25 protein-coding genes and 3 tRNA genes are annotated in these 26589 nt (G+C 37.4%); 15 read left to right on the forward strand and 13 right to left on the reverse strand.

The window, feature by feature from the left end; all coding sequences use genetic code 11:
- Positions 1-7 precede the first annotated feature (7 nt).
- From B9T31_RS08990 to B9T31_RS09020, 7 genes are all read left to right on the forward strand, one after another.
- Complete coding sequence (locus B9T31_RS08990; protein ID WP_086181623.1) at positions 8-847, forward strand: SDR family oxidoreductase; 840 nt, start codon at positions 8-10, stop codon at positions 845-847.
- Entirely contained in the window at positions 844-2145 is a 1302-nt protein-coding gene (locus tag B9T31_RS08995; protein ID WP_086181624.1) for an NtaA/DmoA family FMN-dependent monooxygenase, read from the forward strand. Before B9T31_RS08990 ends, B9T31_RS08995 begins: the two co-directional genes overlap by 4 nt.
- A 19-nt stretch (positions 2146-2164) precedes the next feature.
- Positions 2165-3541 carry an LLM class flavin-dependent oxidoreductase gene (locus tag B9T31_RS09000; protein WP_171264725.1) on the forward strand — a complete coding sequence of 459 codons (1377 nt, stop codon included), beginning with the start codon at positions 2165-2167 and terminating at the stop codon, positions 3539-3541.
- Positions 3542-3556: 15 nt separating this feature from the next.
- Complete coding sequence (locus B9T31_RS09005) at positions 3557-5701, forward strand: TonB-dependent receptor family protein (RefSeq protein ID WP_086181626.1); 2145 nt, start codon at positions 3557-3559, stop codon at positions 5699-5701.
- Positions 5702-5989: 288 nt separating this feature from the next.
- Positions 5990-6778 (forward strand): energy transducer TonB, encoded by a 789-nt coding sequence (locus tag B9T31_RS09010; RefSeq protein ID WP_086181627.1) that lies wholly within the window; start codon positions 5990-5992, stop codon positions 6776-6778.
- Positions 6779-6813: 35 nt separating this feature from the next.
- Positions 6814-7527, forward strand: coding sequence for a MotA/TolQ/ExbB proton channel family protein (locus B9T31_RS09015; RefSeq protein WP_086181628.1), 714 nt, complete (start codon positions 6814-6816; stop codon positions 7525-7527).
- Positions 7527-7934, forward strand: coding sequence for an ExbD/TolR family protein (locus B9T31_RS09020; RefSeq protein ID WP_086181629.1), 408 nt, complete (start codon positions 7527-7529; stop codon positions 7932-7934). Before B9T31_RS09015 ends, B9T31_RS09020 begins: the two co-directional genes overlap by 1 nt.
- 128 nt (positions 7935-8062) lie before the next feature.
- Here the strand turns inward: B9T31_RS09020 and B9T31_RS09025 are convergent, their stop codons facing one another.
- The 4 genes from B9T31_RS09025 to carA form a co-directional block, all read right to left on the reverse strand.
- On the reverse strand, positions 8063-8713 hold the full coding sequence (locus B9T31_RS09025; protein ID WP_086181630.1) for a CatB-related O-acetyltransferase: 651 nt from the start codon (positions 8711-8713) through the stop codon (positions 8063-8065).
- 392 nt (positions 8714-9105) lie between these two features.
- The gene (gene greA / locus B9T31_RS09030) at positions 9106-9582 is read right to left on the reverse strand and encodes a transcription elongation factor GreA (RefSeq protein WP_086181631.1); all 477 of its coding nucleotides are present in this window, start codon (positions 9580-9582) and stop codon (positions 9106-9108) included.
- 92 nt (positions 9583-9674) lie between these two features.
- Positions 9675-12905 carry a carbamoyl-phosphate synthase large subunit gene (carB, locus tag B9T31_RS09035; protein ID WP_086181632.1) on the reverse strand — a complete coding sequence of 1077 codons (3231 nt, stop codon included), beginning with the start codon at positions 12903-12905 and terminating at the stop codon, positions 9675-9677.
- Between the two features lie 14 nt (positions 12906-12919).
- Positions 12920-14062, reverse strand: a complete 1143-nt coding sequence (carA, locus tag B9T31_RS09040; protein ID WP_086181633.1) for a glutamine-hydrolyzing carbamoyl-phosphate synthase small subunit — start codon at positions 14060-14062, stop codon at positions 12920-12922.
- Between the two features lie 310 nt (positions 14063-14372).
- Between carA and B9T31_RS09045 the strand changes: the two genes are divergently transcribed.
- A complete protein-coding gene (locus B9T31_RS09045) occupies positions 14373-14867 on the forward strand; it encodes a hypothetical protein (RefSeq protein WP_086181634.1) in 495 nt (164 codons plus the stop codon).
- A 79-nt stretch (positions 14868-14946) separates the two neighbouring features.
- On the opposite strand, the gene B9T31_RS09050 is transcribed toward B9T31_RS09045, so the two are convergent.
- Positions 14947-15486, reverse strand: a complete 540-nt coding sequence (locus tag B9T31_RS09050) for a DOMON-like domain-containing protein (RefSeq protein WP_086181635.1) — start codon at positions 15484-15486, stop codon at positions 14947-14949.
- Positions 15487-15501: 15 nt separating this feature from the next.
- Positions 15502-15825: a ribosome assembly RNA-binding protein YhbY gene (yhbY, locus tag B9T31_RS09055; RefSeq protein WP_086181636.1), complete on the reverse strand. Its 324-nt coding sequence runs from the start codon at positions 15823-15825 to the stop codon at positions 15502-15504.
- Between the two features lie 194 nt (positions 15826-16019).
- On the opposite strand from yhbY, the gene rlmE reads away from it, so the two are divergent.
- From rlmE to B9T31_RS09075, 4 genes are all read left to right on the forward strand, one after another.
- Positions 16020-16670, forward strand: a complete 651-nt coding sequence (gene rlmE / locus B9T31_RS09060) for a 23S rRNA (uridine(2552)-2'-O)-methyltransferase RlmE (RefSeq protein ID WP_086181637.1) — start codon at positions 16020-16022, stop codon at positions 16668-16670.
- Positions 16671-16806: 136 nt separating this feature from the next.
- Positions 16807-18702, forward strand: coding sequence for an ATP-dependent zinc metalloprotease FtsH (gene ftsH, locus B9T31_RS09065; RefSeq protein WP_086181638.1), 1896 nt, complete (start codon positions 16807-16809; stop codon positions 18700-18702).
- A 118-nt stretch (positions 18703-18820) separates the two neighbouring features.
- The gene (gene folP, locus B9T31_RS09070; protein WP_086181639.1) at positions 18821-19675 is read left to right on the forward strand and encodes a dihydropteroate synthase; all 855 of its coding nucleotides are present in this window, start codon (positions 18821-18823) and stop codon (positions 19673-19675) included.
- A gap of 481 nt (positions 19676-20156) precedes the next feature.
- Positions 20157-20468, forward strand: coding sequence for a DUF5713 family protein (locus B9T31_RS09075; protein ID WP_086181640.1), 312 nt, complete (start codon positions 20157-20159; stop codon positions 20466-20468).
- A 105-nt stretch (positions 20469-20573) separates the two neighbouring features.
- On the opposite strand, the gene B9T31_RS09080 is transcribed toward B9T31_RS09075, so the two are convergent.
- The 4 genes from B9T31_RS09080 to B9T31_RS09095 form a co-directional block, all read right to left on the reverse strand.
- Positions 20574-20659 (reverse strand) — tRNA-Leu (locus B9T31_RS09080).
- Between the two features lie 103 nt (positions 20660-20762).
- On the reverse strand, positions 20763-21497 hold the full coding sequence (locus tag B9T31_RS09085) for a hypothetical protein (protein ID WP_086181641.1): 735 nt from the start codon (positions 21495-21497) through the stop codon (positions 20763-20765).
- Positions 21498-21591: 94 nt separating this feature from the next.
- Positions 21592-21677 (reverse strand) — tRNA-Leu (locus B9T31_RS09090).
- A gap of 13 nt (positions 21678-21690) precedes the next feature.
- Positions 21691-21764 (reverse strand) — tRNA-Cys (locus B9T31_RS09095).
- 154 nt (positions 21765-21918) lie between these two features.
- On the opposite strand from B9T31_RS09095, the gene folD reads away from it, so the two are divergent.
- Both folD and B9T31_RS09105 read left to right on the forward strand, forming a co-directional pair.
- On the forward strand, positions 21919-22767 hold the full coding sequence (gene folD / locus B9T31_RS09100; RefSeq protein WP_086181642.1) for a bifunctional methylenetetrahydrofolate dehydrogenase/methenyltetrahydrofolate cyclohydrolase FolD: 849 nt from the start codon (positions 21919-21921) through the stop codon (positions 22765-22767).
- Between the two features lie 120 nt (positions 22768-22887).
- Positions 22888-23556, forward strand: coding sequence for a class I SAM-dependent methyltransferase (locus tag B9T31_RS09105; protein WP_086181643.1), 669 nt, complete (start codon positions 22888-22890; stop codon positions 23554-23556).
- 8 nt (positions 23557-23564) lie between these two features.
- Here B9T31_RS09105 and B9T31_RS09110 read toward each other — a convergent pair whose 3' ends face one another.
- The 3 genes from B9T31_RS09110 to B9T31_RS09120 all read right to left on the reverse strand — a co-directional run bounded on the left by B9T31_RS09110 (position 23565) and on the right by B9T31_RS09120 (position 25391).
- The gene (locus tag B9T31_RS09110) at positions 23565-23903 is read right to left on the reverse strand and encodes a hypothetical protein (protein WP_086181644.1); all 339 of its coding nucleotides are present in this window, start codon (positions 23901-23903) and stop codon (positions 23565-23567) included.
- Positions 23904-24013: 110 nt separating this feature from the next.
- The gene (locus tag B9T31_RS09115) at positions 24014-24439 is read right to left on the reverse strand and encodes a hypothetical protein (RefSeq protein WP_086181645.1); all 426 of its coding nucleotides are present in this window, start codon (positions 24437-24439) and stop codon (positions 24014-24016) included.
- 334 nt (positions 24440-24773) lie between these two features.
- Positions 24774-25391, reverse strand: coding sequence for a rhomboid family intramembrane serine protease (locus tag B9T31_RS09120; protein ID WP_086181646.1), 618 nt, complete (start codon positions 25389-25391; stop codon positions 24774-24776).
- Between the two features lie 159 nt (positions 25392-25550).
- Between B9T31_RS09120 and nfuA the strand changes: the two genes are divergently transcribed.
- Complete coding sequence (gene nfuA, locus B9T31_RS09125; RefSeq protein WP_086181647.1) at positions 25551-26189, forward strand: Fe-S biogenesis protein NfuA; 639 nt, start codon at positions 25551-25553, stop codon at positions 26187-26189.
- The last annotated feature ends 400 nt before the right edge of the window (positions 26190-26589 follow it).

A 26589-nucleotide genomic window follows, 5' to 3' on the forward strand; every position in this document is an offset into this window, starting at 1 on the left:
CTTACACATGGCAGTTTGGTTTATTACAGGTACAAGTCGCGGTTTAGGTCATTTTTTAGTTAAAAACTTATTGGATCAAGGACATCAAGTTGTATCGTTAAGTCGTCATTCAGATATCGGAATTCAACATGCACAGTTATTGAATGTGCAGGTGGATTTACTGAATGCTGAGAGTGTTCAAAATGCAGTACAGCAAACGGTTGCGCGTTTTGGTCATATTGATTATGTAGTTAACAATGCGGGACGTGGCTTATTAGGTGCAATTGAGGAAGCAAGTCCTGAAGAAATTTCACAAGTTTTTGATTTAAACGTCAATGCTGTTATTAACGTCATTCAGCAAGTATTGCCTGTACTACGTGAGCAAAAATCAGGTGTCGTTATTAATGTGAGTTCTTTAGCAGGTATTACAGGTGCGCAGTCATGGGGCGTATATTCTGCAAGTAAATTTGCTGTAGAAGGTTTAAGTGAAGCCTTAGCAAAAGAAGTGGGTGCTTTTGGTATTAAAGTATTAATTGTTGAGCCTGGTATTTTAAGAACTGAGTTTTTGAATGATGCATCATTATTGGTGAGTAAAAAGCAATTAGATGCCTACGCAGAAACAGTGGGTGTTGCACGCCAGCAACTATCAACAAATCGTAATCAACAACCTGGAAATCCAGATTTAGCAGCGCAATATATTATTCAACATGTAGAAAATAATTTATCTACAGCGGGTATTGCAGAGCGTTTAATTGTTGGTGCAGACGCGAAAAAATTCATTCACAATAAGTTTTTAATTTTAGAAAAACAAATTCAGCAAAATTTAAAAGCTGATTTTGCAATCGAATATGAAGAGGCACTCACATGAGTGTTTCACGCTCCATGCATTTAGCCTTAGTGATTGGCGATGTTGGATTCCATCAAGCTGCTTGGCGGCTTGATGGGAGCCATGCTGATCAATTGGCTCGTTTAGATGTATTTAAAAGTATTGCTCAACGTGCAGAACAGGCAAATTTAGACAGTTTATTTGTAGCCGATGTTTTGGGGTTTGATGTGGCATCGGTCGAAAGTTGGCCAACCAATCAATTAGAACCATTGACGTTATTAAGTGCGTTGTCAGCAGTGACGCAAAAGATCGGATTAATTGGTACGCAGTCGAGTACCTTTAATGAAGCGTATAGCATTGCAAGACAATTTTTATCTTTAGATCATTTAAGTAATGGGCGTGCTGGATGGAATGTCGTGACATCACGCTCTGGACAGCAACACTATGGCTTGGAGCACTTACCCTCACATGACGACCGCTATGAACGTGCTGAAGAAGTCGCGATTGCTGTAAAGAAATTGTGGGAAAGCTGGCAACCAGATGCGATTGTTTTAAATAAACACACTGGTATATATGCAACAGCAGAAAAAATTCAAGAAGTTGAGTTCAATGGTCAGCACATCAAGTTAAAAGGTGCATTACCTAGTCCACGTTCTATACAAAATCGACCAGTGATTGTTCAGGCAGGATCGTCGGAAGAGGGTCGAAATTTTGCAGCACAACACGCAGACATTGTGTTTACCATGCAACCATCGGCTTCAGATGCAAAAGCATTTTATCAAGATGTAAAACGTAGAGCAGTGAGTTTTGGTCGAAATGCAGATGATTTAAAAGTATTCCAAGGCATTACGCCATTTGTTGCAGAGACGATAGATGAAGCAGTCCGTATTAAAAATGAATTAGATGAACTGACAGATTATACCTATGCATTAGCCAGATTTCAGCTCATTTTTAAAACATTGTCTGTGACAATAGAACAGTTAAATCAAGGCTTTACTACTAAACAGTTACAGCAGATGCAAGAAACTGAAAAAAGTACAACGGCACTGAAACTATATCAACTTGCATCCTCTAGAGCGACGCTTAAAGCGGTTTTGAATGCATTGGTCACTGCACGAGGACATTGGACACCTGTTGGCACAATTATTGATATCTCTAATCAGATGCAACAACGAGTGAATGAGTATTGTACTGATGGATTCATTATTTTGCCGTCCGACTTACATCATGGACTCAATGGTTTTTTAGATGGCATTGTGCCTCATTTAAAGCGTAACCACGCATTTAGAGATGCGTATACGGGCGAGACCCTTCGGGCTCATCTCGGATTGAAATATTAAAGATTGAATGGGATTAATCATGTCACAAAGTAAAAATCATATCGGTAACAATGAGCTGTTTTTTAATGCTTTTGAACAGAATTGTGTATCATTAGCATACCACGGTGTTTGGGCACATCCAGAGTCACAGCGATTTGATTATACGCAACCAGAATTTTGGATTGACTTAGCAAAAACGCTAGAAAGAGGTGGGTTTGATAGCATATTTTTAGCAGATGTTGTTGGCGTACATGATCTTTATAAAGGGGGTTATCAGACATCACTTGAACAAGCGATGCAAACACCCGGTGGCGACCCAAGTGTGCTTATTCCTTTAATGAGCGCTGTAACAGAGCATTTAGGCTTCATTTTTACACAATCAATTTTGCAAGAGCCTCCTTTTAATTTTGCACGTCGTATTTCAACGTTAGATCATATTACGAAAGGTCGTGTAGGTTGGAATATTGTGACCTCCCATTTAGCAAGTGCCGCTAAAAATTTAGGTTGGGATGATTTACCAGAACATGATACGCGTTATGCGATGGCTTCTGAATATTTAGAAGCATGTGGTGCTTTATGGGAAAAAAGTTGGGAAGATGGTGCGGTTTTAAGAGATAAGCAAAATCGTAAATATGTAGATGGATCAAAGGTTCATCGTATTAATTATGAAGGGAAATACTATAAAGTTCCAGGTCCACATTTATCTGAGCCATCTCCACAACGATCTCCTGTATTATTTCAAGCAGGTTCGTCCGAGGCTGGTCGTCAATTTGCAGCGGCCAATGCTGAAGCAATTTTCTTAGATTCATCTACACCTCTTGGTGCACAGCAAATTATTGCAGATGTTCGTAAGCGTGCAAAAGCATTAGGACGAAACCCTGAAGATATTTTATTTTTCCAAGGCTTAACTTTTGTGGTTGGGGGAAGCGATGAAGAAGCTCAGCGTAAAGATAAAAGTTATCGTGAATATCTGCATGAAGAAGCATTTGCTGCACAGTTAAGTAGTGCCGCAGGACAAGATATTTCGGCTGTGGATTTAAATACGCCTTTGGAAAAAATTAAAACCAATACGCAGCAGGGTTGGTTAAATAGTCTTCGACAATCTGCACCTGATCAAAGTTGGACTTTGGGCAAAGTTTTACTGTGGCGCCGTAATAGACAACTTGTGGGTAGTCCTGAGCGCTTAGCAGATGTAATACAAACATGGAAAGACGCAGGTGTGGATGGAATTAATGTCACACATGTAATTTCCCCAGGAAGTTATGAAGATTTTGCAGATGGTCTTGCACCAGAGTTAAGACGCAGAGGTTTATTGAAAACGGAATATCGTCCTGGAACATTGCGGGAAAAATTATACGGAAAAGGAGATCGTTTAGCGGCGGATCATCCTATTTCTAAACGTAAATTAAGTTATTAATGTAAATGGTTAAATATGGAAAATAAGTTAAGTCAGTTTAATCGGAAAGTATTGGTTGTGATGATTGCATTCGCCAGTACTGGAGCGATCAGTGCGGCTGAAATTAAATCATCTGATAAAGAAGAAGATGTGATTCAGCTGGATACAATATTGATCACTGCTGAAAAGAAATCAAGTCTACAAGCAGCAAAGCAAGCACTTGGGAAGGTTGCAGGTGGAACCAACTTAGTCAGTGCAGCGCAATTTGAAAAAGGGAAATCTGGGACAGCTGAAGAAATATTTGCCCTTCAACCAGGGATTTATGCAAAATCACCAGGCAATGAAGGTGCGAAAGTATCTATTCGTGGTTCAGGGGTTAATCGTGCACCTGGTGCGCATGCATCGGGCATACATGTGTTATTGGATGATATTCCTTTCACTGGACCAGGTGGAACACCGTATGAATTATTAGAACCTTTATGGATCAGTCGTGCTGATGTATTAAGAGGTGCCAATGGCTTTGATGTTGGTTCTTTAGCATTAGGTGGCGCCGTTAATTATGTGACGAAAACAGGGCGAGATGCAGAACGTTTACAATTAAGATATGAAGTAGGAAGTCGTGGTTTTCAGAAATATGCATTAAGTTCTGGGCAACAAATCGATAAACTTGATTATTACGTTTCTATTAATGGCTCAACGTATAATGGTTATCAAGTTCACGGTTCTGGCGATAGTAAAGGGATTGCTGCAAATGTAGGTTACCAAATTACACCAGATCTAGAAACTCGATTTTATTTACGTTATCGTGAAACGGAGCATGAAACACCTGGACGTTTAACGAAAAAACAAATTAAAGATGATCCAAGAGCTGCCAATCCATTTAATTTACAATATGATGCACAGCGAACCCAACCTGGTAGTACGTGGGTAGCGAATAAAACCACATTGAGCTTGGACAGTGGTGGAAAAATTCAGGCAAGTTTCGCATACCATCATTATCCAATGGATTTAAAAGAAAGTTTATATCGAACTGATGTGAAATATAGTGATGTCACTGCAAGCTTGTCTTATTCACAGCCTTACGAATTATTTGGTTTAAACAGTGTTGCTAAAACTTCTATTCGAAGTACCACTCATCGACCTAATTCTGGGGTAAAAGAAACGCTACGTTTTAATGCCAATGGTTATGATGCAGGGACAGTCACCCGACGATATACCTATCGTGGTTCAGATAATGTGATTCAATTGAGTAATGATTCTGAGCTTAAAGAGAATTTATGGTTAACATTGGGCGTTGCAGGGGTATATACCAAGCGTGAAAGTGAAGTGTATTATCCAGTTACGGGTGAAAAGTTAAGCGAAGATAAATGGGATTTTGCACCTAGAATTGGTTTACGTTATGAGGTGAATCCAGAGCTTCATTTATATAGTAATCTTAGCAAGAGTGTTGAACCCCCACATCCTTGGTCACTGATTTGGGGGTCAAATAAATATTTCCCTCAAGGAAGCGGACCTGCAGCAGGACGTCATCGTGCTCCAATTCATTTAGATAATCAGGAAGCACAGACATTTGAATTCGGTGGTCGTGGAGAATTTGTACTCGGTTCTTGGGATGCCAGCTATTATTATTCAAAAGTTAAAAATGAATTATTGCTGGTTGAAATTTCACCAATGCCAAACTTGGTTGTTGCTGAATCTAATGCCAGTCGAACAATTCACCAAGGGGTTGAATTAGGACTGCATAGCTTATTGTTTAGTCATGACAGTTGGGGGGATTTATCGTTGCGTCAATCTTATACCTACAGTGATTTTAGATATAAGGATGATCCTGTCTTTGGTAAAAATCAGCTACCAGGTTTACCTAAACATTTTTATCAAGCACAGTTACGTATGGACTTTTATAGTGGTTGGTTTGCAAGTTTAAATACAGAATATGCATCTAAAGTTGCTGTAGATTATGCCAATACTTTCTATGCAGATGCTTTTAATATTTGGGGTTTAAGTATTGGTTATCAACCAGAAAGTAAGAAGTGGAATACATGGATTGATTTCAAGAATATAGGTGATAAACATTATGCATCTACAATTTCACCTGGATATAACGATAAAGGGCAAGATGTTGCACGATCATCGCCAGGAGAGGGTTTTTCAACGTATGCTGGAATATCGATAAACTTCTAATCTACTGCTAACGCCTTTACAGGTGTTATTTAAAGTCATATGAATTGCTTTATACGATTAACACACATCTTTGCTAGGTTGAATTAAATCAATTAAATCTTAATGTCTATGTGTAAGTCGTAAAAAGCAATCATCATTTTAGTTGCTATTGTTTTGTTCGATTGCGTGAAAGCAGTCGATTGAGCAATTCATTTCCTTGAGTTAAACGCACATGATTTCAGTTCATTTGAATTGGAAGGGATTGTTGTGTGCATTTTTTAAATCATTCCATTTTAAAGTAGCAAGATTATGAATGATGAAAAACGCCCGATCTATAAACATGCGGTCTTTGTACAGCAAGATTTAGTATCAGTAACAGCGGTCAATATTAACTTTTCTGTTATCCAAGATCGACAGCCAAAATGGGGACATCAACGAAGTTTCATTATTTTAAGCTTGATGATCATTGTTGGGTTTCATCTTGGTTTTTATCATTTTACAAAACATGATCAACCTGAACCAATAAATGATAAGCCAGAAGTACCCATTATTGTGGAAATGATTAAACCAGAAATTCCTCAAGTTATTGCGCCTAAAATTCCACCTGTTACGGTACAACCAAAACCACAGCCTTTAGAGAAGCCACAACCAACAAAAGTAATGAAACAGCTCTCTCAATTACCCAAGCCAGCTCAAGCCATGACATCTGCACCTGTGCTTGTTGCAAAAGATGATTCTTCTGATACGAAGCATGTAGTGACACCGCAACCAGAACCCTTGGTAGAGCAAAAAGTAACATCAGAGAATCTTCCAATTACGGAAGCAAGAGGCTATGCAGGTTATTTAAGTAATCCTGCTCCAAAATATCCTGAGATGGCATTAGAACGGGAATGGGAGGGGCGTGTAGTTTTTCGAATTTTGGTCTCTGTGACAGGAATACCCATTGAGATTAATTTAAAACAAAGTAGTGGTAAAAAACTTTTGGATGATGCTGCACTTCGCACAGTAAAGCAGTGGAAATTTGCACCAGCTAAAAGAGGATCTACGCCAATAGAAGGGTGGGTAGATGTTCCTCTTGATTTTAAATTACCCAAATAAAATGTATTCAATTTAATTGATGAAGGAAAGAATTTATGGCTGATCTTACGAATTTAATTCACGATATGACCGTTTGGCTTTTGATTGGACTTTCCATCCTGACTTGGCTTGTTATTGTCGTGAAGGTCTTTCAAACATACAAAGCTTATCGACAAAATATAAAGTTTATCGGTGAATTTTGGACATCAAAAAATCTTCAAGATGCTGTGTTAAAAGCAAACACTTCGGAAGGATCTGCTGCACGAGTTGCTCAAACTGGATTTGATACGTTAATTCATGCAGATGATCAAACACATCAAGATTTGCAACAAACATGGAGTCGTCAAGATCTATTAGAACGCCATTTACGGAAACAAATCTTAAGCGAGCGCCGTAACTTAGATAAAGGAACTGCAGTATTGGCATCGATTGGCAATAATGCACCATTTATTGGTTTATTTGGAACCGTATTCGGCATTATCCATGCTTTAAAGGCCATTGCGATTACAGGCAATGCGAGTATGGACACTGTTGCAGGTCCAATTGGTGAAGCGCTGATTGCAACAGGTTTGGGGATAGCTGTTGCTGTACCTGCTGTGCTTGCCTATAACTATTTTGTGCGTAAAGTTAAAACCATCGGTGCACAGCTAGATGATTTCGGTACAGATTTAGTCAGCTTAAATCAAAAAAATGGTTTTAGAGTACCATCGGTCGCTACAACAGGAACAAAAAATGTGAAAAATATACACGCAGAAAAGGTGTTAACTTAATGGCAATTTCAACTTCTGAGCAAGATGATGTCGTAAGCGAAATTAATATTACGCCATTGGTCGATGTGATGTTAGTTTTACTCATTGTATTTATTGTGACTGCACCCTTAATGACAAATACGGTCAAAGTAAATTTACCTAAGGCAGCCCCAACTCAGCCATCACAAGAAAATAAAGCAATCACGATTAGTGTAAAGTCAAATGGTGATATTTATTTGGATAAAGAGCTAATTACATTGGCACAATTCGAGTCAGAAATTTTGTTAAGAAAGCAGATGAATCCTGATCTATCACTCAGTTTAAATGCAGATGAACAGATTCCTTATGGAACAATTGCGAAGATCTTAGCGAATATTGAACGTGTTGGAGTGAGCAAGTTTTCAATTGTCACACTACCTGCTTCTTAATGTTGAAAAAGAATATTCAGAAAGATGATTCATATTCTGAATATTCTTTTATGTACGAATGAAATAATTGAAGTTTAATTTGGTACATCTATTATTCTAAAATAATGCGCTGTAAATGAATCAGACTTTTATCCTTTTTGGCACAATTGTGATGATATAGAATTCAGCGGTTCTTTTAAAAGCTCATGTATATTATTGCTTTGTAATTGCTCACGTATTTTTAAGAAGGTTTTTTCATCTAAATCATAAAGTTTGAATGCAAGTAATTTTGTAATTTCTTCTGCTGAGAAACGGTATTTGATAATTTTGGCAGGTACACCACCGACAATGGCGTATGGAGGCACATCTTTTGTAACTACTGCACCAGTTGCAATGACAGCACCTTCACCCAGTTTTACCCCTTGCATGATCATGGCACGACTACCAATCCAACAGCCATCCCCAATAATGGTATCTCCCGCAGGAACAAAACCACGTGTATCAAATGGAAACGCTGAAATCCAGTCCGTACGATGCAGTTGATTTCCACCCATCATAATGACGCATTCTGCACCAAAACAAACAAAATTTCCGATGTAAAGTTGATCGATAGGTTTGTCTAAACTAGACGGTTTATGATGTAAATAACGGACCACACAACGTTCAAAACCTTGATCCCAATAAGCTGAATAATATGAATAATTTCCCTTAATGTGAATATTTGGATTTTTCACGGTCTTAGAAATGAATTCGAATTCGCACCAATGGTTTACAGGAGAATTAATGAGTTTTTCAGACATAAGATGAAATGCATAGAAGTTGGAGTAAATGTAGCAGTAAAGTAAGAAGTGCTTCTTTTAGCGAAAGTTGATTGTAAAGTATTTAACGAATGTGAGCATGGTTCTAAAGCCTATTATTTCAATAAAATCCTAATATAGCTCGGACATTGGATGAATAAAAATCGTTAATTTGATAAGAGGAAGATGAAGTGTGTTGATCTAAATTTTAGTGAATCATAAAATAAAATGATACATGGTTGATGATGGATAGATTCAATTGTTATGCTGATTTATAAAGTGATATTGATAAAATGACGATGTCGATTTTAATTTGATTGAGATTAAGAGTGATTTAAAAATAAAAGCAAAAAAACTCCCTCATTTGAGGGAGTTTTTATATTGAATCTTTTAAATTATAAATATTCAACATTAACAATTTCATACTCAACCTCTCCTTGAGGTGTCGTAATTTTGACTTCATCACCCTCACTTTTACCTAAAAGACCTCGGGCAATTGGAGAGTTCACTGAAATCTTACTAATTTTAAAATCAGCTTCGTCATCACCGACAATTTTATAGGTTTTTCGCTCTTCAGTATCTAGGTTTTCAATCGTTACCGTTACGCCAAAAACAACGCGACCATTTTGCTCAAGTTCTTTAATATCGATCACTTGGCATGCGCCTAATTTCCCTTCAATATCTTGAACGCGTCCTTCGCAGAAACCTTGTTGCTCACGGGCAGCATGATATTCAGCATTTTCCTTTAAATCCCCATGTTCACGCGCTTCAGCAATCGCTGCTATAATGCGTGGACGATCAACTGTTTTCAATTGGTGTAATTCTTTCTCCAAGGCAATTTTGCCTTCTGGAGTCATAGGATAACGTTGCATTGTTGTCCCTCAAGTTAAGTATTAAAAATAGATTGTTTATAAATGAAAAAATCCCGCCACCGATAAGGTGACGGGACTTATCGGGAAATGAGTTAGCCTTTAGTAAGATCTTGCAATCTGTATACATCCATTGGTAATTGAATCGCTAAAGCAAGGCATACAGCATCAGCGCCGTTCAAAGTCGTCGTATGATACACTTTGCCTTGAAGGGCTGAACGACGAATTGAAAATGAATCTTGTTGAGCTTGTTTACCTTCGGTTGTATTAATAATGAGGTGAATTTCATCATTTTTCAAGCGGTCAACGATATTTGGACGCCCTTCAGTGACTTTATTTACACGTTCACACTCAATACCCGCAGCTTTAATGAAATCATAAGTACCGCCAGTTGCAATGACTTTGAAGCCAAAATCAACCAGTTGCTTCGCAATACCAACAGCACGTGGTTTATCTGAATCACGAACAGAGATAAATGCGTGTTTCACTTCACCTTCTGTTGGTTTGCCAGGTAAGCGTTCGTTTGAGCCTAATACCGCTTTATAGAATGCTTCACCAAATGATTTACCAACACCCATCACTTCACCTGTAGATTTCATCTCAGGTCCAAGAATTGGATCAACACCAGGGAACTTGTTGAATGGGAAAACAGCTTCTTTTACGGAGAAATGCTCAGGAATAATTTCTGTCGTAAAGCCTTGAGACTCTAAAGATTGACCCGCCATACAACGTGCCGCAACTTTCGCTAAAGATTCGCCAATACATTTAGAAACAAATGGAACTGTACGAGATGCACGTGGGTTGACTTCTAAGATGTAAACATCATCACCTTTGACAGCAAACTGTACATTCATTAAGCCGATAACGCCAAGTTCTTTTGCCATAGCAATGGTTTGGCGACGCATTTCATCCTGTACTTCTTGAGATAAAGAATAAGGTGGAATTGAACATGCAGAATCACCTGAGTGAATACCTGCTTGTTCAATATGCTGCATAATTCCGCCAATGACAACATCTTTACCATCAGATACACAGTCTACATCGACTTCAATAGCATCATCAAGGAAACGATCCAGAAGAACTGGTGCTTCATTTGAAGCTTGAACAGCATCACGTAAATAGCGTTTCAATTCATCATCGTTATATACGATTTCCATTGCACGTCCACCCAGTACATAAGAAGGGCGAACAACGAGTGGATAACCAACTTTAGATGCTTCAGCCATACCTTCTTCAGCAGATTTAACAATGCTGTTGTTTGGTTGACGAAGTTGTAAACGTTGAATCATTTGTTGGAAACGTTCACGGTCTTCTGCACGATCAATCGCATCTGGTGATGTACCAATAATTGGCGCACCAGCTTCTTCTAACGCACGAGCCAACTTAAGTGGTGTTTGTCCACCATACTGTACAATAATGCCTTTTGGCTTTTCAGTACGTACAATTTCTAAAACATCTTCTAAGGTAATCGGTTCAAAGTATAAGCGATCTGAAATATCATAGTCTGTTGAAACTGTTTCAGGGTTACAGTTCACCATGATGGTTTCGTAACCATCTTCACGCATTGCAAGAGCTGCATGTACACAGCAATAATCGAACTCAATGCCTTGGCCAATACGGTTCGGACCACCGCCAATTACCATGATTTTGTCTTTTTCAGACGGATTAGCTTCACATTCTTCATCGTAAGTTGAATACATATAAGCTGTATCAGATTCAAACTCTGCAGCACATGTATCAACACGTTTGTAAACTGGTGTAACACCTAAGTTCCAACGATGTTTACGGAATTGTTTTTGTGAAATTCCCATCAAATTGGCAATACGAAGATCTGACAAACCTTTACGTTTGAATGAGCGAATATTTACTGCATTCAAATCACCAAAACCTAGCGTTTTGATTTCATTTTCAGTTTTAATAATATCTTCGATTTGGATTAAGAACCATTTGTCAATTTTTGTCGCTTGGAAGACTTCATCTAATGTAAAGCCATGACGGAATGCATCCGCAACATACCAAATACGTTCTGGTCCTGGAACTTTCAGTTCAACAAGAATTTTTTCACGAGCACCTTCCGTGCCTAATGCAATTTTCTCATCAAAGCCACAAGCACCTACTTCAAGACCACGAAGCGCTTTATTGATTGACTCTTGGAAGTTACGACCAATGGCCATTACTTCACCTACAGATTTCATCTGTGTGGTTAACGTTGCGTCAGCTTGAGGGAATTTCTCAAAGTTAAAGCGAGGAATTTTAGTAACAACGTAATCAATTGATGGTTCAAATGATGCTGGTGTTGTACCACCCGTAATATCATTTTTTAACTCATCTAAGGTATAACCAACAGCCAGTTTTGCTGCAATTTTTGCAATTGGGAAACCCGTTGCTTTCGATGCAAGCGCAGATGAACGAGAAACACGAGGGTTCATCTCAATGATGACCATACGACCATCGACTGGATTGATACCAAATTGAACGTTAGAGCCACCAGTTTCAACACCAATTTCACGCAGCACTGCTAAAGATGCATTACGCATCAATTGATATTCTTTATCTGTCAGTGTTTGAGCAGGCGCAACAGTGATCGAGTCACCTGTATGTACGCCCATTGGGTCAAAGTTTTCAATCGCACATACAATAATGCAGTTGTCGTTTTTATCACGTACAACTTCCATTTCATATTCTTTCCAACCAATCAGTGATTCATCAATCAATAACTGTTTTGTTGGAGAAAGATCGAAACCACGTTCACAGATTTCAATGAATTCTTCTTTATTATAGGCAATACCGCCACCAGAACCACCCATGGTGAATGAAGGGCGGATAATGACAGGGAATCCGAAACGTGCTTGAATTTCTAACGCTTCTTCCATTGATTCTGCGATATCTGCTTTTGGACATTCCAAACCAATTTTTCGCATTGCAATATCAAAAAGTTTACGATCTTCAGCTTTTTCAATCGCTTCCTTTGTTGCACCAATTAGTTCAACATTATATTTTTTTAAAATCCCATGCTCATCAAGCGCAAGAGCACAGTTCAAAGCAGTTTGACCACCCATAGTTGGGAGAATAGCATCTGGACGTTCTTTTTCAATGATTTGCGCAACAGTTTGCCAAGTAATTGGCTCAATGTATGTTGCATCTGCCATTGTTGGGTCAGTCATGATTGTTGCAGGGTTAGAGTTTACCAAAATAACGCGGTAACCCTCTTCACGCAATGCTTTACAAGCCTGAGCACCTGAATAGTCAAACTCGCATGCTTGACCGATAACAATAGGACCTGCACCAATAATTAAGATGCTTTTAATATCCGTACGCTTTGGCATGATGTGCTCCTTAATTACTTCTTAGATGCTTCGATAAGTTCGATGAAATGATCGAACAACGGGGCGCAATCGTGTGGACCAGGGCTTGCCTCAGGATGACCTTGGAAGCTAAATGCAGGCTTATCTGTACGATGAATCCCTTGTAGAGTTTGATCGAATAAAGATTTATGCGTAGCTTTTAGGTTTGCAGGTAAAGTTTCAGCATCAACCGCAAAACCATGGTTTTGAGAAGTAATCATCACTGTACCTTCTTCAAGGTTTTGTACAGGATGGTTTGCACCATGATGCCCGTGAGGCATTTTTACTGTTTTAGCACCAGATGCTAAAGCCAATATTTGATGTCCTAGGCAAATTCCAAATACGGGAATATTACGTGCATCTTCTACAATTGTTTTTACAGCTTCAATTGCATAATCACATGCTGCAGGGTCGCCAGGACCATTTGACAAGAAAATGCCATCTGGATTCAAGGCAAGTACTTTTTCTGCAGGAGTTTGTGCAGGAACCACTGTAAGTTTACAACCGCGGTCTGCAAGCATACGTAAGATGTTGGTTTTGACACCATAATCATATGCAACAATGTGATATTTAAGTTCAGGTTGAGAAAAGCCTTTGCCTAGACTCCAAGATCCTTCAGTCCATTCAAAGCCGTTTGGATCACAACATTCTTTAGCTAAATCTAGACCATTGAGACCGCCAAAAGCGCGTGCTTTTTCAATTGCTTGTTCTTCAGTGATATTTTCACCTGCAAGAATGCAACCATTTTGTGCGCCTTTGTCGCGTAAGATACGTGTGAGTTTACGCGTATCAATATCAGCAATAGCAACGACATTGTGTTCTTTTAAGTAATCAGCTAAAGACTGAGTTGCACGGAAATTGCTATGCAATAAAGGGAGGTCACGAATAATTAAACCGTTTGCCCATACTTTATGAATCTGACCAGATTCAGCATCTTCTTGATTGCAACCCGTGTTACCAATATGCGGGTAAGTTAATGTCACAAGCTGTTGTGCATAACTTGGATCAGTCAAAATTTCTTGATAGCCAGTCATGGCAGTGTTGAAAACGACTTCACCAGTCGTACTACCCGATGCGCCAATAGAAGTACCTTTAAAGGTTGTTCCGTCGGCAAGGGCTAAAATTGCTGGGGTGCTCAAACCAAAGCTCCTGAAATTTAGGCTGTAAAAAAGCGAGAAGACGAAAAAAAAGGAAGGCCATTATTTAAACCTACCCTCCTTATGTCTGCTCGCTTGAACTTAACAGCGCATTATACGCAGACTCTTCTGAAAAGTCCATGAAAAATGCAATGAATATATAAGATAAATGGCTTGAATTTTGCTTAAAGATTGATAGATTGATTTTTTGCCAATAAATGTAAGCAAATAATAATTGTCAGACAAATCAAAAATTAAATTTTATCGAAATAGATTAATATCTTAGCAAATTAACATAAACAGAGGCATAAAAATGACGACAAAAAAAAGACAAATCTCAGATCAAGATATAGCGCAAAATGATGTATCTGAAATAGCTGGAGATGCAAATAAAATCAATGAGATTTCTTCAAATAAAATTATTGAGTTTGAAAATGATACAAAGGGGGGCACTGAAATGCTTCAACATGAAGCAAAAGAGTTAAACTTGAACATTCAGCATCAACTTAAATTATTTAAACAAGATTTATTAAAAAAATTTGATCAACTCAAAGCGCAATTGGATTCTTCTCAAAAAGAATATATTGAGTTAAAAGTTTTGGTTGGAGCAGAAATTAATTCAATCATTGAAGATTTGGCTATACTAAGTAAAGAGTTAAAGGCTGATGTTTCTGAGCTTTCATCTAAACATAAATTGAATTTAACTAAAACATTAAAACGTTCAAAAGAAAACACATTAGAAGTTTGGAAAAAAGTAATTCCCCATAAGAGCTTAAACAGCAAGGATGCAACTACTGTAATCAATTAAGTTAACGTAAAGTCAATATTTAGATGATTTATGGTTCAAATGATAAAAAAGCAAAAGATAATTCTTTTGCTTTTTTTTATTAAAACTGATGAAGCCAGTCGCGTTTATTGTGAAAATCAGCTTGAGGGCTACTATGTTGCATAGCAAAATAGTGTTCATTTTGTGGCGTTTTTAGAACCGCGGCTAAACCAATGAATAAGTCAGCCCATTTCAATTTATGTTTCAACATAAACTCGGTCAAATCTAAACTTACATTTAAACCATAATGCGTTTTTTTGAGCTGGTTTAATTCAATATCATTGGCTGTTTTAGGCGGCATATCTTCAGGATAGCGATATTCCTCAAAATCATATACTTGCCATGCTTGTGATGGAGAAAGATTAATTTCTCGATAAAAATCTTCACCTTGCACCCCAATAAAAACTTCAAAACAGGTATCTTGCCATAAGTAATCAAGGCGAGGGTGCGATGAAACAATATCAGGCCATTGAATGAGCTGATTTGGATCACGTAACCAATAGCCAATATTGAGTGTATAAGGGCTTTGCTGTTCAATGGCGGCAACTAAAGAAATTGCTTGAAATCGTCGATCAAATGCATTGAGTTCATAACTTGCCATAAGAAGTACTTGATCTTAATTAGACAAATGAGCGTGACGAACAAGATTTGATAATTTTTGATTTTGCTTTGTTGCTTTCTTGTAAAGCAAAGCAATTTTACCAATCGTCTGTACAACTTCAGATTGAGAAGCTTCAGCAACTTCTAAAATTAAAGCCGAACGTGCTTCACGATCTTCGCCTGCAATTTTAATCTTAATTAATTCATGGTCGTTCAACGCACGATTTAATTCTTCTACGACACTTTCTGTAAGGCCTTTATCACCAATCATTACAACTGGATTAAGCGCGTGTCCAATTTGACGTAAACGCTTGCGTTCATGAATAGATAAAGCAGCCATAAAAATAACCTAATTTTAAAAACAGCTTAGTATAGCAAAATGCAAAATCAAACGCTGTAAAAACTATGCAAAAATTCAAGGTAATTTGTTAGAAAAACTTCTATAAAGATGAGATTTAGATACACTTGTATACTGCATGTCTGATCTTTTTAACGTACAATGAAGTTCAAGAAGGTTTATGTTATTAGAGATTTATGGCAACGCGTATTACCAACCAAAAGTTATCTAAGAGTAGCCGTGCGTGGATGAGAGAGCACTTGGATGATCCTTTTGTAAAAAAAGCACAAAAAGAGGGTTATCGTGCACGCGCGGCTTATAAGTTGTTAGAAATCCAAGAAAAATATAAAGTAATTAAACCAGGTATGACTGTCGTAGATTTAGGCGCCGCACCTGGGAGTTGGTCACAAATTGCTGGAAAATTGGTTGGCGATAAGGGGTTAGTTATTGCTTCTGATATTTTGGAAATGGATGCACTTCCCGATGTAACCTTCTTACAAGGTGATTTTCGAGAAGAAGAAGTTTTCGAAAAATTGTTAAATATTTTAAATGGACGTAAAGTTGACGTTGTAATTTCAGATATGGCCCCCAATACATCAGGTAATAGGGCTGTAGATCAACCTCGTCAAATTTATTTGTGTGAACTTGCAATAGACTTTGCTCAACAAGTTCTTGGCCCGAAGGGGCAATTTGTTGTAAAAGTGTTTCAAGGTACAGGTTTTGATGAGTTTCGCAAGCAGGTTGTAGATACATTTGAGGTGTTGAAGACGGCAAAACCAGCGGCTTCACGCGCACGTTCTAAAGAAGTATTTTTGATAGGACAAGGGCGTAAAAATGTGTCAAATTAAACTTTACTTGCCAACTTGCTAAAAATTGTGCATTTTGTAGGTTTTTAATAAATTGCATAGCTGGTTTTCAGCTTTTTTGAAATAAAGGTCACCCATTTAGGGCATGATCAAATTAGATTGATATGGGAATAAAGCTTTGAGCGATCTCTTCAAGAATGCCGTATTGTGGCTCATTATACTTGGTGTGCTGATTTTAATTTTCAGTAACATCAATGGCAGCGATAAGCCAACAGCAATGAACTATTCAGAGTTTGTTGCTGCGGTGAATGCTGGGCAGATTAAAAAAGTTACAATTGATGGCGAAAGAATTAGTGGCGAAAAAGCAAATGGTTCACCATTTGAAAGCATTCGTCCAGCTATTCAAGATCCTGAACTTATGCCGAATCTCATCAAAAATCATGTTGTCGTTGAAGGTACTGCTCCACAACGTCAAGGTTTGTTGATGCAACTTCTCATTGCAAGCTTTCCTGTTCTTTTAATCATTTTGTTATTCATGTTCTTTATGCGCAACATGGGTGGCGGTGCAGGTGGCAAAAATGGCCCAATGAGTTTTGGTAAGTCAAAGGCTAAAATGCTTTCTGAAGACCAAATTAAAGTAACATTTGTTGATGTTGCGGGTTGTGATGAAGCGAAGCAAGAAGTCGTTGAAATTGTAGATTTCTTGAAAGATCCATCTAAATTTAAACGTCTTGGTGCAACCATTCCGAAAGGGGTGTTGATGGTTGGTCCTCCAGGTACGGGTAAAACTTTGCTTGCGAAGGCAATTGCTGGTGAAGCTAAAGTGCCATTCTTTAGTATTTCTGGTTCAGACTTTGTTGAAATGTTTGTTGGTGTTGGTGCTTCTCGTGTACGTGATATGTTCGAGCAGGCAAAGCGTCATGCGCCTTGTATTATCTTTATTGATGAGATTGATGCTGTTGGTCGTCACCGTGGTTCGGGTACTGGTGGTGGTAATGACGAGCGTGAACAAACATTAAACCAAATGCTTGTTGAAATGGATGGTTTTGAAGGCAATGAGGGTATTATTGTTATTGCTGCAACGAACCGTGCAGATGTCTTAGATAAGGCGTTATTGCGCCCAGGTCGTTTTGACCGTCAAGTGATGGTGAGCTTGCCAGACATTAAAGGTCGTGAACAGATTCTTAATGTTCACATGAAAAAGTTACCTTCTACGACAGGTGTTGATGTTAAGGTTCTTGCACGTGGTACACCAGGTTTCTCTGGTGCACAATTGGCAAACCTTGTGAATGAAGCTGCATTATTTGCTGCTCGTCGTAATAAGAATACGGTCGATATGCATGATTTTGAAGATGCTAAAGACAAGCTTTATATGGGGCCAGAACGTAAATCGATGGTACTTCGTGAAGAAGAACGTCGTGCAACGGCTTATCATGAAGCTGGGCATGCAATTGTTGCGGAAATTTTGCCTGGCACAGATCCTGTTCATAAAGTGACGATTATGCCACGTGGTTGGGCGCTAGGTGTGACTTGGCAGCTTCCTGAGTTTGATCAAACCAGTCACTATAAAGACAAAATGTTAAATGAACTTTCAATCTTATTCGGTGGTCGTATTGCTGAAGAAGTGTTTATTAATCAAATGTCCACAGGTGCATCAAATGACTTTGAACGTGCTACAAAAATGGCACGTGCGATGGTGACCAAGTATGGTATGTCAGATAAGCTTGGTGTAATGGTTTACGAAGATGATTCTCAGCAATCATTTATGGGAAGTATTGGTAGTCGTACAATTTCTGAAGCGACTCAACAACAGGTTGATGCAGAAGTTCGTCGAATTATTGATGAGCAATACCGTATAGCACGAGATATTTTGGAAAATAACAAAGATATTGCACATGCGATGGTAAAAGCACTGATGGATTGGGAAACCATTGATCGTGAGCAAATTCGCGATATCATGGAAGGGCGTGAGCCACAGCCACCTAAGGTTTATATTGCAGAAAACCCAGTGATTGATGTTGTAGAGGAGAGTCCATTAACTCCACCTCCATTACCATCATTGCCTAAAGCTTAATTTAAAAACCACCTTCGGGTGGTTTTTTTACATTTAAAACTTTTAGTCATTATTATGCATTTGCTAAAGAATGATTGAGTTAGAATAAATTTGAAAAGATTGTTAGAGATTAAGTAATATGCATTTAGTTCAATTGCCACAAAAAACCTTGAAGTGTGGTCATCATCTATTGGATTTATCTTATCCACAGATTATGGGGATTTTAAATGTTACCCCAGATTCATTTAGTGATGGTGGGCGTTATCATAATCAAGAGGCTGCAATTGAACATGCACTTAAAATGATTGAAGAGGGTGCAACCATTATTGATATTGGTGGGGAGTCAACTCGCCCGGGTGCATCTGAGGTTGCTGTAGCAGAGGAAATACTGCGGGTTATTCCTGTAGTGGAAGAGCTTGCTAAACATAAGGTAATTATTTCAATTGATACATCTCAGCCAGAAGTAATTAAAGCTGCAGTACAGGTGGGTGCGCATATATGGAATGATGTCAGAGCGCTGACACGGCCAAATGCATTGAAAACAGCAGCAGAGCTAGATATTCCTGTGATTATTATGCATATGCGCGGAGAACCAACCACAATGAATCATTTGGATCAATATAACAATGTGGTAGATGAGGTGATTGAGGAAATTCAACAACGTGTAAATGATGCGTTAAATGCGGGTGTGAAAGCTGAAAATATTATGATTGATCCAGGTTTTGGTTTTGCAAAAAATGCAAAACAAAATTTAAAGCTTTTAAATGAATTTTATAAACTTAATGAAATGGGGTACCCCATTTTATCCGCTTTATCTCGCAAGCGTTTCATTGGTGAAGCATTAAATGGGGCAGAAGCTCAGCATCGTGATATAGGTTCGGCAGTTGGTCATTTATTGAGTATTCAACAAGGTGCAAGCATTGTTCGGACACATAATGTCCAAGCGATGCAGGATGCAATTTTGGTTTGGAAAGCTACATCTCAAAATTCTTAAGAAATACAGCAAAAGATTGAAATGTTAAATTGGAATTTCAATCTTTAATTTAGGAATTATATGTTTTTTAGTCGAAATTATAAGAAAAGAGTTGTATTTGTTCATTGTGGTTAAGTGCTTAAAATATTGGTATTCCTTCTATATGCTGAAGGAGAATGAGTTAAAGCATTAAATCAGGCATCATTAGATGTACAGAGGGTGGTTGTGGTTGTAAGTGATGGGTAAATGTTACGTAGTATATAAGTGCAATAACATGGCGCGATATTCTTCACATAGCGAAACTTAATCAGATGACAGATTCTTATGGTATGAAAATAGAATTTGTTGAATCGGTTAAAATATATAAAGTTTAAGTTTTAAACCCTTTAAATAATAAAAATTTAAGTTAAAGAGATGAAGTTATTTCATGCCTTTTTTATTGGTCAAAGATCAAAGTTATGCTATAAGCTCAGGCTGATTATATTGAACTAATTTGTTTTCTATGTTTAGTGATTTACTCCTCCCAATGTTTGATGATGAATATTATCCCGATATTTTAGTTGCTGAAATAAAGCAATTAATTGAAAAATTTTCAAAAAGTATTGAAAAAAGCTTAATTGATATGGATGTTTATAGGTTGGCTGATGGTGTATTGGTACAAATTAATGAAATGAAACCACAATTTGAAGATTTAGATTCATCTCTAGATGATACGGCAGCAGATTATATTGCTGAAGCAATGATGATGGTTGTTCAAGAGCAAGGTTATATGAATATTGAAATGGAAGAGTTGATAGCGAATAGAGAGTGGTAAAATCACTCTTTTAAAATCAAATAATTGAATGCATATTCTTAAATTTTAGGCATAAAAAAACCAGCTTAAAGCTGGATTTTTTGCACCATCTTAAAAGTATTAAGATGGTGCCCGAGGCCAGACTCGAACTGGCACGCTTTGTGGGCGGGGGATTTTAAATCCCCTGTGTCTACCGATTTCACCACTCGGGCATGAGCGCAATAATAGAGGACGAAATAAAACTTGGCAAGAGGAAATTCGTTTGTTTGCTTTCTTTTCAATCAATTGATGTGATTTTGTTTAAATAGTAGATCGTTATTTCATAAGTTCATCAACATAGCTTTCAAGATCAATATACTTAATCGCCTTATAGACTTGATTTTCAAGTTGAATAAGTTCTTGATGAAGGGTTATAAAATCCTTTTTTTCTTGAAGTCTAGATATATATTTTGATGTATGTTTAGGGGTTAAAAGAAGTTTGAGCTTACATTTTAAAATTTGCAGGTGAGACCAGAAACATGCACGACGTATTTGGTTTAGAGAGATTTGATCTATAGATGTTGCATGTGATTTAAATAAATTTTCTTTATATAGGGCGACAAAACCATAACTTAAGCTGAGGAAAAATAGGATTCCTTGGAAAATCAAATTTTCAAAAAATTGAATATTAATGGCTTGTAGTACGATTAGAGCTGCAAGTTTAAATGGCAGATTTTTTATGTGTTTATAAAGATGGGGAGAGGTATGTTGAATTTGATAAATAACAAGTGGAAGAATAAGCATAAAAAAAAGCATAATGCAGATAATGGCACTTGCTTGTGCTTGGAAGTTAGAAAAATGATCAAATAGACTTTGAATGTAGGTGCTTAGAAAAAAGACAAGTGGAATAAATGTTGTTAAGGCAATAGCCCAAGGAATAATTTCTTTTAATTCATCAAGAGCGCCTTTTGTTTGTATAAAGCCATAACATAAATAGCTTCTTTTAATGGCTTGAGGGTGTTTTTTTTGAAGTTGCTCTAAAAATTGAAGTGTTTGCTTTTGTGTCATCATATAGTACAGCCGATAGTTTGAACTACATTAAATTTTAGGCATAAAAAAACCAGCTTAAAGCTGGAATTTTTGCACCATCTTAAAAGCATTAAGATGGTGCCCGAGGCCAGACTCGAACTGGCACGCTTTGTGGGCGGGGGATTTTAAATCCCCTGTGTCTACCGATTTCACCACTCGGGCATATTTACAAGATTGGAGGCGGAGGTCGGAATCGAACCGGCGTCCACGGAGTTGCAGTCCGCTGCATGACCACTCTGCCACCCCGCCGCGTCTTGTTGATGCGTATATTAGCAAGCTCTGAAAAAAAAACAATAGCTCAAGGTGATTGTATGCACAGAAAAACAGCATATAACAATAAATATTTAAAATATTGATGTAGAATGTGCGAAATTGATTCATATCAACACTTGGGAGATATGCCGTGGCATTAGTTTTAGATGGTCGTGCATTGGCAAAAAAAATTGAAACAGACTTATTCACTCGCGTTGAAGCGTTGAAAGAAAAATCTGGTCGGACGCCAATTTTAGCTACTATTTTAGTGGGTGATGATGGCGCATCTGCAACTTATGTACGTATGAAAGGAAATGCATGCCGTCGTGTTGGAATGGATTCATTAAAGGTTGAACTTCCGAAAGAAACAACGACTGAACAATTGCTAGCTGAAATTGAAAAATTAAATGCAAACCCAGATGTACACGGAATCTTGTTACAACATCCCGTACCTGCTCAAATTGATGAACGTGCATGTTTTGATGCAATTGCTTTAGAAAAAGATGTCGATGGTGTCACTTGCCTAGGATTTGGGCGTATGGCAATGGGTGAGGCAGCTTATGGTTCAGCAACCCCTGCTGGGATTATGACGATTCTTAAAGAAAATCAAATTGAAATTGCAGGTAAGCATGCTGTTGTAGTGGGCCGTTCTGCTATTTTAGGTAAACCAATGGCAATGATGTTGCTTCAAGCGAATGCAACTGTAACCATTTGCCATTCACGGACACAGAATCTTCCTGAACTTGTTAAACAAGCGGATATTATTGTAGGTGCTGTTGGTAAGGCAGAGTTAATTCAAAAAGATTGGATTAAACAGGGTGCTGTTGTTGTTGATGCTGGTTTTCATCCGCGTGATGGTGGTGGTGTGGGGGATATTCAGTTGATTGGAATTGAAGATGTTGCATCTGCTTATACACCAGTTCCAGGTGGTGTAGGGCCAATGACAATTACAACATTAATTCGTCAAACAGTTGAAGCTGCAGAAAAAGCATTGGCTTAATTAATACTTAGGTCACAACGGCATTTTCCCTTTGTGACCTTTAATTTTTTGATATGATTTTTGCCTAGAAATTGAATTCAGATTTTTAAATATTCTTAAAACCATGATGAAGGTTTAATCATGAGTTACATCTCTCAATCACCAAAAGCTCCTCAATATTTAATCAATGCACTACAAGAGGTGATTCCTCATGCGGAGTTGATTACACAACAACTACCTGAAACTTCTATTTTATTGTGGCTTATCCCACCTGTTTTTCCCACAGATCGTTTAGATGATGAAGTCGTTCGTCGTATTTGGAATGACACACCGTATTGGATATTTTGCTGGGCATCGGGTTTGGCGATGGCACAGTGGTTACTTGCCGAACCAGATCATGTAAAAGATAAGGTTGTTTTAGACTTTGGTGCAGGTTCTGGTGTTGTAGCGATTGCTGCGAAATTAGCAGGTGCAAAGCGAGTGATTTGCTGTGATATTGATGAAATAAGTTTGGCCGCTTGTCGTGAAAATGCCCAGTTAAATGGGGTTGAACTCGAATATTTGGCTGATTTATATCAAACAGAACATGTGGATGTATTGCTTGCAGCAGATGTTTTATATGATCAGTGCAATCGATTTTTTTTAGATGAATTTCTTAAGTTCTCATCAACTGTTTGGGTCGCAGATAGCCGAGTAAAAAATTTTACTCATCCTCAATATCAAAAAATTGATGAACGTAGCGCAACAACATGGCCTGATTTAGATGAATCACCAGAATTTCGAAATGTAAGTTTTTATAAGACAATTTAGATATTTTATTATTGAGGGTCTGAACATGAGAAACGAATTAAATGACCTCTATTTGGAAAATTTACATCAATGGGTTGATATATAGAAGAGTTTTCATTTGATAGAGGTAGTGTGACATAGGGGCGATGCAGTGTTGTGAGCTCATAGGGATGCGTTGATAAGTGTCTAATTGTATAATATTTTTCTGTATTGAATACTTTATTGCATATATCTTGGAATTGTATTTTAGATTCATCACCTTGAAAAGAAGATGATATTGGATATGAAATGATTGCAGCATTCGGCGTTTTACTTTCTATATGATAATGAGTGGTCGATTGACACGCAGATACTGTGATTAATAACATAAAGATCATTAATAAAAATATTTTTTTCATACTTATTATACTTTGATTTTATTATTTTTTAAAATTCAATACTTGGTATTAAAAGGGCTTAAAGCCCTTTGCAAGACGGATTACGAACAGGTATAACGTACAACGTGTAAGGTTGCAGGGCGAGTTTCTAACGCTTGTTTCGTTGCAATCGATTCACCATTGTATAGGCTTGGCGTGTTTGTGAGTCCAATACTTGTTCTAGAATTGCCAATTTGGCGACCAAATTCTACATCTTTTTCAGGATTAATAATTTCATTAATGCTTAAAATTTTAAGGGTATAGGTCTTTTTATCTCCTAAGACTTTAGCACAAGCATGTTGTAACTTTGATTCATTGAAATCTTGATTTTTTCGCCCTGCTAGGGTGTATGAAATAGTTGCCGTATTTTTAGTTTGATGTTCAATTTGATAACCTACAGTTCCATTATATTGACGTGCTGTTGATTGGCAAGCCGTAAGTCCTAATGCAATTAACCCCAACCCTAAAACTGTATATATATTATTCATCTAATAAACTCTCTAGCATTTTATCAGCATCAGTATGCCATAAGGGCAAAGAATTCTCGATGTGATATATCCGATATCATCATTAAAAATGATGATGATTTGTAAATATGAAAATGACAAATTAAAATTGAGTTTGCAGTGTTTATTACACAGTCATATAAGGGAAATCATTAACAATCTTGTTGAATCTGTATGACGATATAAAGAATGAAATGTATGTATACGAATAGATAAAAAGATAGCGAGATAGAGTTTTACGTTACGTAATTCTAAAGACTCGCTATTTAAAATAGAATGTTTGGTCAATGATTTGAGTTAATTTAAAATTATATTTTTAAAATGGAAGCTGTGTAAGTGCTTTTAAAAAATGTGGAAGTACTTTCGGTTCAACAATAATTGTCACGATTACACCATATGCAGCTCCCCATAAATGAGCACTATGATTGATGTTTGAATTTCCTTTTTTTCCAGACCAAATACTATACGCAACATATAAAATAGCAAAAATAATCGCAGGAACTGGAATGAAGAAAACGAAAATTAATTTCCAAGGCTGAAAGAGAATATAAGCAAATAAAACCGCGGAGACAGCACCAGAAGCACCTAAGCTTGCCCAGTACGTATCATTTTTATGTTTTAAGTAACTAGGCAAAATGGCAAAGATTAAGCCCCCTAAATAAAATAAAATGAAGCCCATATCGTAAAAATATTGACGATAAAATGTTTCAATAATGCTTCCAAAAAAATATAAGGTAAACATATTGAATAATAAGTGCATGCCGTCAGCATGAACAAAACCATGGGTAATGAAGCGATCATATTGACCTTTTTGCATTGCGGGCGGCCAAAATATTAAACGATTCATTAAGTTTTGATTGGAAAATGCTAAAAAGGAGATGACGACAGTAATGAGAATAATCGTTACAGTATGGTTAAAAGGTAAATCAAACATAAGTTGTCTTTCTTAAAGTTGAATTTATTGACTCAATAATGCCATTAATATAATAGATGTTTTGGCTTTTGATAATTAATCTGACAAATTTAGTTGATTTTTTTTTATAAAGACGCATCTTCAGTTAGAATAGGAACTTCAGATTGAGGAAAATTTGTTATGTCGACTGAAAACACCAGCACTGCAGTTGCAGGAGAAATTCCTAACTTACTTATTACACCTTCTGCACAAGAGTATTTGAAAGATTTATTGGAAAAGCAGAATACCCCAGGCATTGGCGTACGAGTTTTTGTCGAAAATCCAGGTACACCACGTGCTGAATGTTGCATGGCATATAGCGCGCCAGATGAAGTTGCACCTACAGATTATGTACAAGAATATCCAGACTTTCCTGCATATGTAGATACACCATCAATTCCTTATTTAGTCGATGCTGTCATTGACTATAATAAAGATCGATTTGGTGGACAGCTGACGTTTCGTGCGCCAAACTCTAAAGTACCACGTGTAGGGCCAGATGCTTCCATTGAAGAGCGTATTACTTATATTTTGCAGTCAGAGATTAATCCAGGACTTGCAGGACATGGTGGTAACTGTGCATTGGTTGAAGTGATTGATGATGCTGAACATGGCTTAACTGCTGTACTCAAATTTGGTGGCGGTTGTCAGGGGTGTTCGGCAATTGATGTAACTTTAAAGCAGGGAGTGGAAACGACACTGCAACAGCATATTCCAGAATTGGCACGTGTGATTGACCAAACGGATCATAGCCAAGCTGAAGGTGCTTATTTTAAATAATTGATATCTTATATAAATGATTATAGCCTCTTTGTGAGGCTATTTTATTGTCTAATGTTTAAATGAAATGTTAAGGTCATATTAATAAGAATATATCATTAACGATCGCAATATGAGATCTCTTTTATAAATCAATAAAGTGATTATTCACGCGGTTAATCTTTGGCTTTGTAAATCTAAGCATTCATACATAATCTACAGATGAAATATATTGATTCAAAAAGGCATTCTAAAACACAGCTTAGTTATTACAGCGGTATCTCATGTTAATAGTTGAGCTGGTAAAAATGCATGCGACAACCCTGGGTAGACCATCAACGTTAAGCCGAGAAGATCAAGTTCGGCTCTGTCTGAATTACAGATGAGAATACTGAACTTTATTTCACGTTATGATGAGTTC

Source organism: Acinetobacter sp. ANC 4558, from assembly GCF_002135375.1.
Lineage (GTDB): Bacteria > Pseudomonadota > Gammaproteobacteria > Pseudomonadales > Moraxellaceae > Acinetobacter.

Excerpts from the sequence above, each read along its gene's own strand:
- B9T31_RS08990 (WP_086181623.1), top strand. The coding sequence starts at position 8 with ATGGCAGTTTGGTTTATTACAGGTACAAGTCGCGGTTTAGGTCATTTT.
- B9T31_RS08995 (WP_086181624.1), top strand. The coding sequence starts at position 844 with ATGAGTGTTTCACGCTCCATGCATTTAGCCTTAGTGATTGGCGATGTT.
- B9T31_RS09000 (WP_171264725.1), top strand. The coding sequence starts at position 2,165 with ATGTCACAAAGTAAAAATCATATCGGTAACAATGAGCTGTTTTTTAAT.
- B9T31_RS09005 (WP_086181626.1), top strand. The coding sequence starts at position 3,557 with ATGGAAAATAAGTTAAGTCAGTTTAATCGGAAAGTATTGGTTGTGATG.
- B9T31_RS09010 (WP_086181627.1), top strand. The coding sequence starts at position 5,990 with ATGAATGATGAAAAACGCCCGATCTATAAACATGCGGTCTTTGTACAG.
- B9T31_RS09015 (WP_086181628.1), top strand. The coding sequence starts at position 6,814 with ATGGCTGATCTTACGAATTTAATTCACGATATGACCGTTTGGCTTTTG.
- B9T31_RS09020 (WP_086181629.1), top strand. The coding sequence starts at position 7,527 with ATGGCAATTTCAACTTCTGAGCAAGATGATGTCGTAAGCGAAATTAAT.
- B9T31_RS09025 (WP_086181630.1), bottom strand. The coding sequence starts at position 8,713 with ATGTCTGAAAAACTCATTAATTCTCCTGTAAACCATTGGTGCGAATTC.
- greA (WP_086181631.1), bottom strand. The coding sequence starts at position 9,582 with ATGCAACGTTATCCTATGACTCCAGAAGGCAAAATTGCCTTGGAGAAA.
- carB (WP_086181632.1), bottom strand. The coding sequence starts at position 12,905 with ATGCCAAAGCGTACGGATATTAAAAGCATCTTAATTATTGGTGCAGGT.
- B9T31_RS09045 (WP_086181634.1), top strand. The coding sequence starts at position 14,373 with ATGACGACAAAAAAAAGACAAATCTCAGATCAAGATATAGCGCAAAAT.
- B9T31_RS09050 (WP_086181635.1), bottom strand. The coding sequence starts at position 15,486 with ATGGCAAGTTATGAACTCAATGCATTTGATCGACGATTTCAAGCAATT.
- yhbY (WP_086181636.1), bottom strand. The coding sequence starts at position 15,825 with ATGGCTGCTTTATCTATTCATGAACGCAAGCGTTTACGTCAAATTGGA.
- rlmE (WP_086181637.1), top strand. The coding sequence starts at position 16,020 with ATGGCAACGCGTATTACCAACCAAAAGTTATCTAAGAGTAGCCGTGCG.
- folP (WP_086181639.1), top strand. The coding sequence starts at position 18,821 with ATGCATTTAGTTCAATTGCCACAAAAAACCTTGAAGTGTGGTCATCAT.
- B9T31_RS09075 (WP_086181640.1), top strand. The coding sequence starts at position 20,157 with ATGTTTAGTGATTTACTCCTCCCAATGTTTGATGATGAATATTATCCC.
- B9T31_RS09085 (WP_086181641.1), bottom strand. The coding sequence starts at position 21,497 with ATGATGACACAAAAGCAAACACTTCAATTTTTAGAGCAACTTCAAAAA.
- B9T31_RS09105 (WP_086181643.1), top strand. The coding sequence starts at position 22,888 with ATGAGTTACATCTCTCAATCACCAAAAGCTCCTCAATATTTAATCAAT.
- B9T31_RS09110 (WP_086181644.1), bottom strand. The coding sequence starts at position 23,903 with ATGTTATTAATCACAGTATCTGCGTGTCAATCGACCACTCATTATCAT.
- B9T31_RS09115 (WP_086181645.1), bottom strand. The coding sequence starts at position 24,439 with ATGAATAATATATATACAGTTTTAGGGTTGGGGTTAATTGCATTAGGA.
- B9T31_RS09120 (WP_086181646.1), bottom strand. The coding sequence starts at position 25,391 with ATGTTTGATTTACCTTTTAACCATACTGTAACGATTATTCTCATTACT.
- nfuA (WP_086181647.1), top strand. The coding sequence starts at position 25,551 with ATGTCGACTGAAAACACCAGCACTGCAGTTGCAGGAGAAATTCCTAAC.